The sequence below is a fragment of the Glutamicibacter sp. NPDC127525 genome (genome assembly GCF_042672105.1).
GTDB lineage: Bacteria > Actinomycetota > Actinomycetes > Actinomycetales > Micrococcaceae > Glutamicibacter.
Genome location: NZ_JBHXVN010000003.1, coordinates 302,459 through 315,181, shown reverse-complemented (window position 1 = coordinate 315,181; position 12,723 = coordinate 302,459). Strand labels below are relative to the sequence as shown.

Sequence of the window (12,723 nt, the reverse complement as noted above, 5' to 3'; positions counted from 1 at the left end):
GCTGGGCGGTTTAGCTGACCACGAGGTCTACGACGGTCAGTTCCTCAGCCGCGTCATCGTAGTATTCACGCAGTTTCAGCCCCTTGGCTGCCGCTTCATCAACTACTACCACTGCATCCTGGTGCAGCTGCAGGACGGATGCCGGGCAGGAAGCTGACAGCGGCCCTTCTACGGCAGCGGCAATGGCTTGGGCCTTGCCCGCGCCTACAGCCACCAGGACCAAGCGGCCGGCGTCAAGAATAGTACCTAGTCCCTGGGTGACGCAGTGGGTGGGAACGTGCTCGATGCCGTCGAAGAACCGGGCGTTGTCGTCACGGGTATTGGCCGCGAGGCGCTTGATGCGGGTGCGGCTTCGCAGCGCGCTGCCTGGTTCGTTGAAGCCCAGATGCCCATTGGATCCGATACCCAGAATCTGTACGTGGATGCCACCGGCCTGGGCGATGGAGGCATCGTACGCCCGGGCCGCCGTCTCGATGGCTTCCACGGATGCGGCCATGCCCTGCGGTACATGCAGGCAGCGGGCAGGCAAGCCGATGACATTGCAGACCTCGTTGATCAGCGTCTGGCGGTAGGACTGTTCGTGGGTGTCCGGGATCCCGATGTACTCATCCAAGGCGAAACCCTGGGTATCGGTGAAATCGGCACGGCCTTCCTGGACCGCACGGGAAAGTTCACGGTACAGGCCCAACGGAGACGAACCTGTGGCAAGCCCCAAATTCGAGGGGGCTCCAGCGCTGTGGTGGGCCAGGCCGGCCAACACGTTGTCGGCAGCGATGCGTGCAACTTCTTCAGGGGATGAACCAATGAGCACTCGCATGGTGGGCACTCTCCGATCTTGGCAGTGATGATTAGTGGAATACAGGTATGGAGAAACCGGGCGGCCCCGCTAGGTGATCCCCAGTTCATGGAATAGCACGTTGACCGCGCAACCTCGGAGCACCAGATGCTCTGGATCTTCGCTCAGCGAAAGCCGGAAGTTCTCGGCGCGTGCCGTATGCGAGCGCAGGGCCAGTGCTTCGCGTAGCGCTTGCGCGAGAGGCTGATCCACGACTTCCGGGGTCCCGGTGAAAATGACATCGCGAATGTCGAGTACCGAAAGAAGCGGCGCAAGTGCGCCAGCAAGATACGCGGCGATCCGCTGATCCAGCTGTTCCTTTGGTTCCCCCTCGGCCAGGGACTTCCAGATTGCAGGAACGGAAGCATAGGCTTCCAGGCAGCCGATTTGCCCGCAGCTGCATAAGACAGTGTCCTGCGCACGCTGGCGGACATGGCCCAGCTCGCCGGCGGCGAAATCCGAGCCGCGCACCAGGGTGTTGTGGGTGATGACGCCGCAGCCTACACCGCGCCCCAGGCGCAGCAAGATCATGTGGTCGCTGCCTTGGCCGAACGTGTGCTCGGAAAGGATGGCGCAGTCGGCGTCATTGAGGACATGAGCGGCCAGGCCGGTAGCCTGCTCGACCGCAGATCGCAGGTCGTAGTCGCGCCATCCGAACTTTTCGGCTGCGACGACAATTCCCCGATCGGTCACTACACCGGGCGAGCCAATGCCCACGCCCAGAACCGGTGCGTCGCATTCGGCTAGTGCGGTGTCGAGCAGCTCCAGGAGCTGGACCGTCGCGGCTTCACCGGTTGCTTCGCGTGCCTGGGCAGAAAAACTCTTGAGGATGGCGCCATCCAGATCCATGATGGCCGCCCGGAACGGGACAACGCCGGATAAGTCCACGCCGATGATCCTGAGCCCCGGGCGATTCAAATCGACGAGGGTGGAGGGCTTGCCGGGGCGTTTTTGCTCTTGCTGCCCGGTCTCAATGACGTGCGAGCGGTTGATCAATTCCGCGACCAGTTCCGAGACGGTGACACGTGTCAGGCCGGTAGCGCGTGCCAGATCGGCACGGCTCGAAGCGCCTTGGTCCGAAAGTGTTTGCAGAACCAGAGAGAGGTTGTGCTCCCTTCCATGGGAGGGCAAAATAGCGCTGCCGTGCGACAGCACATTCCAGTCCTTGCGTGGGGAAGTCACAGGGTTAGTTAACTCCATTAACAAACTTGCGGGCAAGTTTTTCTCCCAGTTATTCGCAAGGCACTAATTCCCACCGCGAATCACTGCAGATCAGAGAAGAATTGCTCCGCAAAAATTTCAGCCAGAGCATCATTTGCCTTGGGTTCGGTGACGTGCAGAAAACCATCTGAGCTCGTGGCACACTTGGAGCATCATGACTGACGCGCAAAGTTTTTCAACCAGCATTGGCGACTTGTCGATTGAACTGGCTGCTCCCGAGCACTACCAGCGTGTGGGGGAGCTGACCGCAGAGTCCTATTTTGCCGCTGGGCATTTCGACAGCCCGGATAACGAGTACCTGGACTTCGTGCGCAAGGTGGCCGAGCGTGCAGCCCAGACCGAAATCTACGTGGTGCGCCGGGAAGAAGAGATCATCGGTTCCATGACCTTGATCCGGGCGGGCAGCGACTATGCGGACATTGCCAGAGCGGACGAGCTGGAAATCCGCATGCTCAGCGTTGATCCGGCCGCGCAGCGCAGGGGTGTTGGCCGGAGCATGGTGCAGGCCGCCATCGAGCGCGCCCGGCTCATTCCCGGAATCAATGCCGTCTCCCTGACTACCGGTAGCAGCTGGGATTCTGCCCGGGGACTGTATGAATCCCTCGGATTCGTCCACTATCCCGAACGCGACTGGTTTGTGCCGAACACCGATATCGAATTGGTTGTCTACGCCTATAGCCTGCAGCCAAGATGGATTCAGCCTGGATCCAGATGAACCGCCCATGACTTCGGCGGACACACGTTGTGGTCTGTCCGAGCGCGTGAATAGAATGGCGCCATGAGTGCTATTCGCCGAAGTGTTGCCGCCCTGTCCGTTGCGTCCCTGGCCATGGCCGCACTAAGTGCCTGCAGCGCTGGCGCGCCAGACCCGGCGCCTTCGGCCGATGCACTGGTATCCGCCATGAATAGCGGCGATTTCGGCTCAGTGCAATTTGCTGGGACCAGCCCAGAAGATGCAGCGAAAGCCCAGGAAACTGCCTTTGGCGCCATGGGCGAAATCAAGCACACGAGCACCGTTCGTTCGGTGGCCGAAGACGAAGAAGAGCAAGATGGGGTCAAGACAGCTACCGCGAGCATCACCACGGTATGGGATATCGACAAGTCGGACAAGGATCTGAGCTACGACACCCAGGCTGTGTGGGAATTCGACAAGGAATCCGATTCCTGGAAACTGCGCTTTGACCCGTCAATTCTTGCCCCTGAGTTCGAAACCGGCGACTACCTCAAAGCGGCCTTCGATCCTGCAGCACGAGGCAGCATCACCGATGCAGAAGGCGAAAGCATTGTCTCCAACCGGCCGGTGATTCGTGTTGGCATGGATAAGACCCACACCGGAAAAGAAAACTGGGAAAGCTCGGCGAAGAAACTGGCCAAGCTCGTGGACATCGATGAACAGGCCTATGCGCAACGAGTGATGGCCGCTGGCGACAAAGCCTGGGTGGAAGCTATTGTCTTGCGCGACGACGCAACGCGGGAAGTCACCGACGAGGAAATCAAGGGCATTCCGGGTGCCGGCTTCCACAACGACGAGCTGCCCTTGGCACCCACTCGCTCCTTCGCCCGCCCGCTGCTAGGCAGCGTTGGCAAGGCCACCGTCGAGAATATCGAGAAGTCTGAAGGCAAGGTCAAGGCCGGTGACCAGGTAGGCCAATCAGGATTGCAAGCCGCCTACAATGACACCCTCGCGGGAACTGCAGGAGTCTCGGTATCGCAGTACAACGCTGAAGATGAAGCGGTAGCGGAACTGATCACCACAGCCCCGGTAGCAGGCAAGGACCTGAAGACCACTTTGGACACCGGACTGCAGGAAACCGCGGATGAACTGCTGGCCGAAGCCGAATCGAACTCTGCCATCGTGGTCATTCGGCCCTCTGACGGCAGCGTCCTCGCGGCCTCCTCGGGCCCGGTTTCTTCCGGGCTGAACACCTCCTTGCAAGCTTCCTATGCACCGGGTTCTTCCTTCAAGGTCGTGAGCGCCTTGGCGATGCTGCGTGACGGAGCGACCCCGGGTACCGAGGTCAAGTGCCCGGCAACCACGGTGGTGGATGGCAAGAGCTTCAAGAACTATGACGGCTATCCTGCTGCCGCCGTAGGCACCATCCCGCTATCCGAAGCAATCGCGCAGTCCTGCAACACGGTCTTTGTGAATCAGGGAACGGAAATTGGCGGCAAGAACCTGGCTGAAGCCGCGGCTGCTCTCGGCTTGCTGGCAGAGGACGGAACCGGTGCCGGTGCAGTGTTCGGTTCGGTGCCCGAAGATTCTGAAGGCACCACCCAGGCCGCGAACATGATTGGCCAGGGCGTGGTGGAAGCATCGCCACTGGGCATGGCCACCGTGATGGCATCGATCCAGGCGAAGTCCACGGTGCAGCCCAAGCTGATCCTGGCGCCAGAACCCCAGGCACCTGCCAAGCCGGCTTCCACGCTGAGCGAAGAGGAAGCAGGGCAGCTGTCCACCATGATGGCCGAGGTCGTGGACCACGGAACCCTGAAGGACCTGAAAGCGGTAGGCAGCGGAAAGATCATCGGCAAGAGCGGCACCGCCGAATACGACGGAGAAAAGAACGCGCATGCCTGGGCCATCGCCGCCCAAGGCGATCTGGCGGTTGCCGCGTTCGTCGAGGATGGAGACGGCGGAGCCCAGACGGCGGGACCGCTGGTGAAGTCCATGCTGGAGGAAGCGGCCAAATAGTACCGCGGGGTGCTGCTCAGCCCCGCTGGGCGAAGTATTCGCCGGCGAGCAGGCTCAGCTGCACCTGGTCGTGGAATACGCCATTGTGGAAGTACACCTCGCGTTGGCGCCCCTCCTGGGTATACCCGGCTTTCTCATAAGCCCGGATGGCCCGCTGGTTGAAGGCGGCAACGCACAGGCCAATCCGGTGCAGTCCCAACTCGCGGAAACCATAGCCGGACATCAACGCGGTGGCACGGGTGCCGAAACCCTGGCCGACGAAGTCCGGGCCGATCATCACCGCCATTTCAGCGGCACGATGGGGCAACTGGCCGCCATGCAGCGTGATGTGCCCGATGAAGGTTCCGCTGCCGCGCTCGAAGATGCTGAAGCCGGCATCGCCGGAAGAGGGCTTGTTCTCGCTGAACTGTGCGAACATTTCCACGAGCGGAGTCCCGGGACGCGGTTTGATGGTTCGTTGCTGGAGCACCGCCCAGGCCGGATCGTTCCACCACCCGGCCATGACCGAGAAGTCCTCGTGCTCGGACTCGCGCAGTTCAATGGCGGCATCCCGCAGCAGGTGCTGCCCGTACTGCTGCGCCTGCTGAACTTCATCCCATGGCTCATGTGTGTGCATGAAACCATCGTAGGAGCTATCGGCTGGCCAAAGAACCGTTGCGCCAACACTTGTGCCTAATACCAGCAATTGACAGACTAAGCTCATGGGAATCGTCTACAACACCACCATGTCTCCAACCAAGACCGAGTTGGTGGCAGCCTGGCTGGCCAAGCAGGAGTTCTACACCGGCCAGGGCGCGCCGAAACTTGAAAGTGTTGGCGGATTCCGCCTGGAAGACCCGCAGGGTGAAGTTGGTATCGAGTTGAGCTTCTACGCTGACCACAGCGATACCTCTGACGTGATTTACCACGTTCCGCTGACCTATCGGGATGCCCCGGTTGACGGTGCGGAACGCTACCTACTGGGAACGAGCGAGCACGCGATTCTGGGCACCCGCTTTGTCTATGACGCCGCCGGCGACCCCATTTTCATCGCCCAGGCACGTGAACTGCTGGCCGGAAATGCCACGCCGCAGCACCGGTCCGAGTCCTTTGCCGCGGATCCGCGGATCCTGGTCCGCGGCGAGAGTCGGGGCAAAGACGCGGTGATCATCCGCAAACCGGTAGCCGGCGATCCCGCCGAAGCCGGTGTTATCGGGATCTGGGAGAACGCCCTCGGCCAGGACCTGAGCGGTTTGGTATTGCGCACAGCATAACTAATGCCCCGCATATAGGCATTGGGGCAGGCGCGTAAGGGATAGACTTGTCTATGAAACCCAACCGCCATTCTAGGGAGATACATGTCTGCCATCAGCCGTGAGGACGTTGTGCATCTGGCACACCTTGCCCACATAGAGATGAGCGACGCAGAGCTGGACAAAATGACCGGTGAACTCGACGCTATCGTCGGTGCCATCGCGTCCGTCAGCGAAGTCGCCGCCTCCGACGTCCCAGCCACCAGCCACCCGATCCCGCTGACCAACGTGTTGCGCGAAGATACGGTGGGGCAGACGCTGAGCATTGAAGAAGTTCTGCTCAACGCGCCTGATTCGGACTCGGACCGCTTCAAGGTCCCGGCTATTCTGGATGGTGAATAATCCAAGTGAATGAACTGATTAAGCTTTCCGCCACCGAGCTGGCCGCCAAGCTGCGCGCCGGCGAAGCCACCTCCGTTCAAGCAGTCCAGGCCCACCTGGACCGCATCGCCGAGGTTGACGGCGCGCTGAATGCCTTCCTGCACGTGAACGCCGAAGAAGCGCTCGCCGTCGCAGCCGAAGTTGACGCCATCCGTGCCGCCGGCGGCGTGCAGGCCGAAGCCCTGCACCCGCTGGCCGGCGTGCCTATCGCGATCAAGGACCTGATCGTCACCAAGGGCCAGCCGACCACCGCGGCATCGAAGATGCTCGAAGGCTGGATGAGCCCCTACGATGCGACCGTGATCGAGAAGATCCGCGCTGCCAAGCTGCCGATGCTGGGCAAGACCAACCTGGATGAATTCGCCATGGGTTCCTCCACCGAGCACTCCGCCTACGGCGTGACCCGCAACCCGTGGAACCTGAACCGCATTCCGGGCGGGTCCGGCGGCGGCTCGGCCGCAGCAGTGGCCTCCTTCGAAGCTCCGCTGGCACTGGGCACCGACACCGGCGGCTCCATCCGCCAGCCAGGCGCCGTCACCGGTACCGTCGGCGTGAAGCCGACCTACGGTGCCGTCTCACGCTACGGCGCGATCGCCATGGCCTCCTCGCTGGACCAGATCGGCCCGGTCTCCCGTACCGTGCTGGACTCGGCCTACCTGCAGGAACTGATCGGCGGGCACGATCCCAAGGATTCCACCTCGCTGCCCAACCCGCTCGAAGGCCTGGTTGCCGCCGCTGAATCCGGCGCCACCGGGGACATCAAGGGCCTGCGCATTGGCGTCATCAAGGAACTGACCGGCGAAGGCTACCAGGAGGGTGTCCAAGCACGCTTCAACGAGTCGCTGGAACTGCTCAAGGCCGCCGGTGCAGAAATCGTCGAGGTTTCCTGCCCGAACTTCAAGTACGCGCTGGGCGCCTACTACCTGATCATGCCGTCGGAAGTTTCCTCCAACCTGGCCAAATTCGATGGTGTGCGCTACGGCCACCGCGTGCTTCCGGAAGAGGGCCCGATGACCATCGAGCGCGTCATGGGCTCCACCCGTGCCGCCGGCTTCGGCGACGAGGTCAAGCGCCGCATCATCCTGGGCACCTACGCCCTGTCCGCCGGCTACTACGACGCCTACTACGGCTCGGCGCAGAAGGTCCGCACGCTGATCCAGCGCGACTTCGAGGCCGCTTTCGAGCAGGCCGACGTGCTGGTTTCCCCCACCGCGCCGACCGTTGCTTTCGAGCTGGGCGCGAACGACAACGACCCGCTGGCCATGTACCTCAACGACGTGGCCACCATCCCGGCCAACCTCGCTGGCGTTCCGGGCATCACCGTCCCGGGCGGCCTGTCCGAGAACCTGCCGGTAGGCATCCAGTTCCTGGCCCCGGCCTACGAGGATGCCCGCTTGTACCGTGCCGGCGCAGCACTGGAAACCCTGCTCGAGAAGCAGTGGGGCCACTCGCTGATCTCGCAGGCACCAGCCATTGACACCGCTTCGATCGCGCAGGAGGCCTAGGCACCATGAGCAACTACACCGATGAACTGGTCGACTTCGATACGGCACTGGATCGCTACGACCCGGTCCTGGGCTTCGAGGTCCACGTTGAGCTTAACACCAAGACCAAGATGTTCTCCGACGCGCCGAACGCTTTTGGCGATGCCCCGAACACCAACGTCACCCCGGTAGACCTGGGCCTGCCCGGCGTGCTGCCGGTGGTCAACAAGACCGCCGTGGAGTACTCCATCCTGATCGGCCTGGCACTGAACTGCCAGATCGCGCAGAAGTGCGGCTTCGCCCGCAAGAACTACTTCTACCCGGATACCCCGAAGAACTTCCAGACCTCCCAGTACGATGATCCAATTGCCTTCGACGGCTACCTGGACATCGAGCTGGAAGACGGCGAAGTCTTCCGCGTCGAGATCGAACGCGCCCACATGGAAGAAGATGCCGGCAAGCTGACCCACATGGGTGGCGCTGCCGGACGCATCCAGGGTGCGGACTACTCGCTGGTTGACTACAACCGTGCTGGTGTTCCGCTGGTGGAGATCGTGACCAAGCCAATTACGGGTGCCGGCAAGCGCGCTCCCGAGCTGGCCAAAGCCTACGTGGCCGCCGTGCGCGAAATCGTGAAGAACCTGGGCGTTTCGGATGCCAAGATGGAACGCGGCAACGTGCGTTGCGATGCCAACGTCTCGCTGATGCCCAAGGGCGCCCAGAAGTTCGGCACCCGTACCGAAACCAAGAACGTGAACTCCTTGCGCGCGGTGGAGCACGCCGTGCACTTCGAGATCGAGCGGCACGCGGCGGTGCTGGATTCCGGGGCGAAGATCGTCCAGGAAACCCGCCACTGGCATGAGGACACCCGTTCGACCACCTCGGGCCGCCCGAAGTCGGATGCCGATGACTACCGCTACTTCCCGGAGCCGGACCTGGTGCCTATCGTCACCACCGCCGAATGGGTAGAAGAGCTGCGCGGCCGCCTGCCGGAACCGCCAGCCGAGCGCCGCAAGCGCCTGAAGGCCGAGTGGGGCTACGCGGACAAGGAATTCCGCGACGTGGTCAACGCCGGTGTGCTCGACGAGATCGAGCAGACCATTGCCGCTGGCGCCAGCGCCGCTGTCGCACGCAAGTGGTGGATGGGCGAGATCGCCCGCCTGGCCAAGGCCGCGGACAAGGACATCGCCGATCTGGGCGTGAGCGCTGCGACCATCGTTGAGCTGAACTCGCTGATCGAGGCGAAGAAGATCAACGACAAGATCGCCCGCCAGGTGCTGGAATTCGCCATCGCCGGCGAAGGCACCCCAAGCGAAATCGTCGAGAAGCGCAGCTTGGCTGTGGTGAATGACGATGATGCATTGGGCAAGGCCGTGGATGATGCCATGGCTGCCATGCCTGATGTGGTCGAGAAGATCAAGGGCGGCAAGATGCAGGCCATCGGCGCGCTGATGGGCCCTGTCATGAAGGCCACCCGCGGACAGGCTGACGCCGGCCGCGTGCGCGAAATCGTGATGGAGAAGCTGGGACTCTAGTCCCCGGACTCCAAACCCTGGCGCCAGCCTCGGACTTCCAATCGTGAAGTCCGAGGCTGGCGTTTTTTAGCAAGCATCACGCGCAAGCGGTCTTGATGGCACAAGTTTTTATGAGTCGTTTTTATATTCAGTTATCATCTGAACATGATCAATGCATCTCGTGGAGCAAGAATTTTCAGCACGGTGGCCGCGGTTGGGCTGCTGCTCACTGGGTGCAGCGAACCAGAGCCGGACCTGGAATCCTCAACGCCAACGGTAGTTCCTTCGCCGAGCAAGGAAGAACCTGGGATCGAATCCCTGCGAGATGCGGATCTTGGAAACGCAACCTGGATGGATCCGATGGCGCTCGATGGCAAACCCTCGAAGATCCGTCTTGAGAATTCGAAAGCCAGCGATGAATTCAACAGCTATGAGCTGGGCAAGATCGTCTACGCGGATCTGGATGGCGACGGCGTAGACGATGCCGTCGCATCGTTCATCAGCACGTCCGGCAATGCCTATTGGGAGCACTTCGTTGCCTGGGTTGCGACGGAGGAGGGGCCAGTCCAGGTTCCCGGCGAGATCGCTTATTCGCATAATTGCGGATCCACCGTTGCGAGCGTGGTGCCAGCCACGCAGGGCGTCAAGGTCACTGAGTACCTGCGCAGCGATTTCCAGAATACTGCCTGCGCGGAAAATGGCCCGCTGGAACAGGTTCGAACGGTAGGCGTAAAACAGTAGTCCGGCGATGACCAGTACTACCTCGTGCGCACGGACGGTCTTGGAGGCGACGGTGGATACTGCCACCCGGAGGCAAAGGGCGACACCATTTCCGTGTCGATCCCCGTCTATTCTGCCCCGAACGCCAAGAGCGAGATGCCTTTGGAAGATCAAGAAATGATGGGCTACCTGGCCGGACCGGAAGCCATGGGGGAAGTCACCGACGACGGGCAGTGGATGCTGGGCACGGTGCTGGTCAGGGATGGGCAAGCGGAGTCGGGCATGCAGACGCGCTGCGCGTGGATGCCGACGATGAAAAACCCGCTGCATACCGACGGGGACGCGGTGCTGGGTGAAAACGGCCAGCCGGCTGGATAGGGCGAAGTGGAACCTGCCTGGAATCGCACCTTCCGGCTTCCGGCATCGAGGCATACTGGATAGATGAATAGCGAATGGTTCGATAAGCCCGGTGGTGAACCTGTCCATCTTGTCGAGCATGATCCGTCGTGGGCCGACCAGGCCGCTGATTGGATGCTGCGCATCCAGGACGCCATTGGTCCTGCCGCGGCATCTGCAGAGCATATCGGGTCGACAGCAGTACCGGGCCTCATCGCCAAACCAGTTCTCGACCTCCAACTAGCTGTTCCGGATATTTCAGAAGAGTCCGCGTACCGCAGCGGCCTCGAAACGCTGGGGCTTGTGCTGCGGCAACGGGAGACCGGCCATCTCTTCTTTCGTCCGCCCGCGGGAGAGCCCCGAACAGTGCATGTTCACGTGTGCCAACTCGGTTCGGTCTGGGAACGCGAGCATCTGGTGTTCCGCGATCGACTGAGGGAAGACGCCAATATTGCTACCGCATATGCCGAGCTGAAACAGGACTTGGCCACGAGGGTCGGGGATGACAGGATCGCTTATGCGCGAGGCAAGGCGCAATTCATCAAGGACGTTGTCGACGGAAAGCCGCTGCATGGCCGGTCGGCGTGATCCCCAATCGCGACGAGAAATGCTTGCGCAGCAGATCATCAGAAGCAAAGCCAACCTGACGGGCAACGGCGCCAACCGACAGGTCGCTTTGTTCCAGTAGGCGTTGGGCCTCGCTGACTCGAAGATCATTGAGCCATGCAATAGGTGTTGTCCCGACCGCGTCTGAGAACCACCGGTGAAAAGTCCGTGGTGACATTGCGCAGACCGCTGCTAGTTCCTGGACGTTCCAATGCCGTTGAAGATCTTGGCTGACTGCCAGATGCAGTTGTTCAACTGACGGCGATGAATTCCCAGGAATGCTGGTATCCGCGTATTGCGCTTGGGTTCCCGGTCTGAAAACAGGGGTGACCATGGCCTTCGCGATAGTTTCTGCAGCGCTGGTTCCCCAGTCCAGACGTACTAGATGGAGTAATAGATCAACTCCTGCGGTGACTCCAGCCGAAGTCCATACTTTGTCCTCGCCACAATACAAATCCCTCGACTTGACGTTGACCTCTGGATAACGCCTTGCAAGTTCATTGGCAAAACGCCAGTGGGTCGTCGCGCTTCGCCCATCGAGCAGTCCTGCAGCAGCGAGTGTGAATGCGCCGGTACACAATGAGGCGACAAGAACCCCGGCGGAAGCAGCTCGTGCAACTGCTGCAACTTCCTGCGGGTGAGGTTCTGCGAGCGGATTCTCGCTTCCTGGAACCACCATCATGTCGAGTTCCTCCACCGAAGCAAGCGGATGTGTGCGCCGTATTGAGCGAACCGGGTCAAGATCGGTGACCGTGGTTGCTGCGAGGATTCGAACTGCGGGCCGGGGGAGACCACGGTCGGTTCGGTCGTCGTACACCTCACGTGCAACTTCGATATCAAATGCTCGACGGCCCGGCCCAACTAGAATCCCCACGATGGTCATGGCGCAATCTTATCGAACCATGTCATTTATGCCACTGGTTGGGTAGCTCTATCCCTGATGAAGTAGAAGCATGATGACAAGTACAAAGACCGCATTGATCGTGGTTGACATGCAACAGGGTTTCTACGACACCTCATGGGGCCCGACAACCAACTACCCGCAATGCGAGAACAACGTTGACCGGCTTCTCTTGGAGTGGTCCGAAAAGAACCTGCCGATAGTGATCGTCAGGCACGATAGCCGAAATTCGGACTCGCCCTTGTTCGTGGAAAGTCCCGGCAATAATCTTCACGAATCGGTGCAAGTGGTCACCCCTGATCTGTTCGTAACCAAGTCAGTGAACTCATCATTTTATGGCTCCCCGGATTTGGGCCAGTGGCTGAGGTCCAATCAGATCAAAAAGATCGTGGTTTGCGGAATCCAAACCAACTTGTGTGTAGAAACCACCGCCCGGATGGGCGGAAATCTGGGATTTGACGTCATTGTGCCTCTCGATGCCACACGAACTTTTGATCTGGCAGGACCTGACGGCACGGTAATACCGGCAGCCACTCTGATGCAGGTTACGGCGACCAATCTTCACGGAGACGGCTTTGCGCTGGTGGTTTCGACGCAAGAGATTCTGGATTCATTGAAAGCGGCCTGACATGGAAGCAGATATTCGGCCGGGTGCTGTCGCCACCGGATTCATGTTTACGC

14 protein-coding genes are annotated in these 12,723 nt (G+C 60.8%); 10 read left to right on the top strand and 4 right to left on the bottom strand.

The window, feature by feature from the left end; genetic code table 11:
* Positions 1-10: 10 nt before the first annotated feature.
* Both ACFVHU_RS09540 and ACFVHU_RS09535 read right to left on the bottom strand, forming a co-directional pair.
* On the bottom strand, positions 11-817 hold the full coding sequence (locus tag ACFVHU_RS09540; protein WP_388024194.1) for a glucosamine-6-phosphate deaminase: 807 nt from the start codon (positions 815-817) through the stop codon (positions 11-13).
* 69 nt (positions 818-886) lie between these two features.
* Positions 887-2,017, bottom strand: a complete 1,131-nt coding sequence (locus ACFVHU_RS09535; RefSeq protein WP_388024100.1) for an ROK family transcriptional regulator — start codon at positions 2,015-2,017, stop codon at positions 887-889.
* A gap of 193 nt (positions 2,018-2,210) precedes the next feature.
* Between ACFVHU_RS09535 and ACFVHU_RS09530 the strand changes: the two genes are divergently transcribed.
* Together ACFVHU_RS09530 and ACFVHU_RS09525 are read left to right on the top strand one after the other, a co-directional pair.
* Complete coding sequence (locus ACFVHU_RS09530) at positions 2,211-2,771, top strand: GNAT family N-acetyltransferase (protein ID WP_388024098.1); 561 nt, start codon at positions 2,211-2,213, stop codon at positions 2,769-2,771.
* A 63-nt stretch (positions 2,772-2,834) separates the two neighbouring features.
* On the top strand, positions 2,835-4,748 hold the full coding sequence (locus tag ACFVHU_RS09525) for a penicillin-binding transpeptidase domain-containing protein (protein WP_388024096.1): 1,914 nt from the start codon (positions 2,835-2,837) through the stop codon (positions 4,746-4,748).
* Between the two features lie 16 nt (positions 4,749-4,764).
* Here the strand turns inward: ACFVHU_RS09525 and ACFVHU_RS09520 are convergent, their stop codons facing one another.
* A complete protein-coding gene (locus ACFVHU_RS09520) occupies positions 4,765-5,364 on the bottom strand; it encodes a GNAT family N-acetyltransferase (protein WP_388024095.1) in 600 nt (199 codons plus the stop codon).
* An 85-nt stretch (positions 5,365-5,449) separates the two neighbouring features.
* On the opposite strand from ACFVHU_RS09520, the gene ACFVHU_RS09515 reads away from it, so the two are divergent.
* The 7 genes from ACFVHU_RS09515 (at position 5,450) to ACFVHU_RS09485 (ending at position 11,123) form a co-directional block, all read left to right on the top strand.
* A complete protein-coding gene (locus ACFVHU_RS09515) occupies positions 5,450-6,001 on the top strand; it encodes a hypothetical protein (RefSeq protein WP_388024093.1) in 552 nt (183 codons plus the stop codon).
* 84 nt (positions 6,002-6,085) lie between these two features.
* Positions 6,086-6,382 (top strand): Asp-tRNA(Asn)/Glu-tRNA(Gln) amidotransferase subunit GatC, encoded by a 297-nt coding sequence (gene gatC, locus ACFVHU_RS09510; protein WP_038989805.1) that lies wholly within the window; start codon positions 6,086-6,088, stop codon positions 6,380-6,382.
* A 5-nt stretch (positions 6,383-6,387) separates the two neighbouring features.
* Positions 6,388-7,926: an Asp-tRNA(Asn)/Glu-tRNA(Gln) amidotransferase subunit GatA gene (gatA, locus tag ACFVHU_RS09505; protein ID WP_388024092.1), complete on the top strand. Its 1,539-nt coding sequence runs from the start codon at positions 6,388-6,390 to the stop codon at positions 7,924-7,926.
* A 5-nt stretch (positions 7,927-7,931) separates the two neighbouring features.
* Positions 7,932-9,440, top strand: a complete 1,509-nt coding sequence (gatB, locus tag ACFVHU_RS09500) for an Asp-tRNA(Asn)/Glu-tRNA(Gln) amidotransferase subunit GatB (protein WP_332594776.1) — start codon at positions 7,932-7,934, stop codon at positions 9,438-9,440.
* A gap of 144 nt (positions 9,441-9,584) precedes the next feature.
* The gene (locus ACFVHU_RS09495) at positions 9,585-10,160 is read left to right on the top strand and encodes a hypothetical protein (protein ID WP_388024090.1); all 576 of its coding nucleotides are present in this window, start codon (positions 9,585-9,587) and stop codon (positions 10,158-10,160) included.
* Positions 10,161-10,184: 24 nt separating this feature from the next.
* Positions 10,185-10,517: a hypothetical protein gene (locus ACFVHU_RS09490; RefSeq protein WP_388024088.1), complete on the top strand. Its 333-nt coding sequence runs from the start codon at positions 10,185-10,187 to the stop codon at positions 10,515-10,517.
* Between the two features lie 63 nt (positions 10,518-10,580).
* Positions 10,581-11,123, top strand: a complete 543-nt coding sequence (locus ACFVHU_RS09485; protein WP_388024087.1) for a GrpB family protein — start codon at positions 10,581-10,583, stop codon at positions 11,121-11,123.
* Here the strand turns inward: ACFVHU_RS09485 and ACFVHU_RS09480 are convergent.
* Positions 11,077-12,024 (bottom strand): GlxA family transcriptional regulator, encoded by a 948-nt coding sequence (locus tag ACFVHU_RS09480; protein ID WP_388024085.1) that lies wholly within the window; start codon positions 12,022-12,024, stop codon positions 11,077-11,079. The two genes, ACFVHU_RS09485 and ACFVHU_RS09480, sit on opposite strands and share 47 nt — an antisense overlap.
* Before the next feature lie 70 nt (positions 12,025-12,094).
* On the opposite strand from ACFVHU_RS09480, the gene ACFVHU_RS09475 reads away from it, so the two are divergent.
* A complete protein-coding gene (locus ACFVHU_RS09475; RefSeq protein ID WP_388024083.1) occupies positions 12,095-12,670 on the top strand; it encodes a cysteine hydrolase family protein in 576 nt (191 codons plus the stop codon).
* The last annotated feature ends 53 nt before the right edge of the window (positions 12,671-12,723 follow it).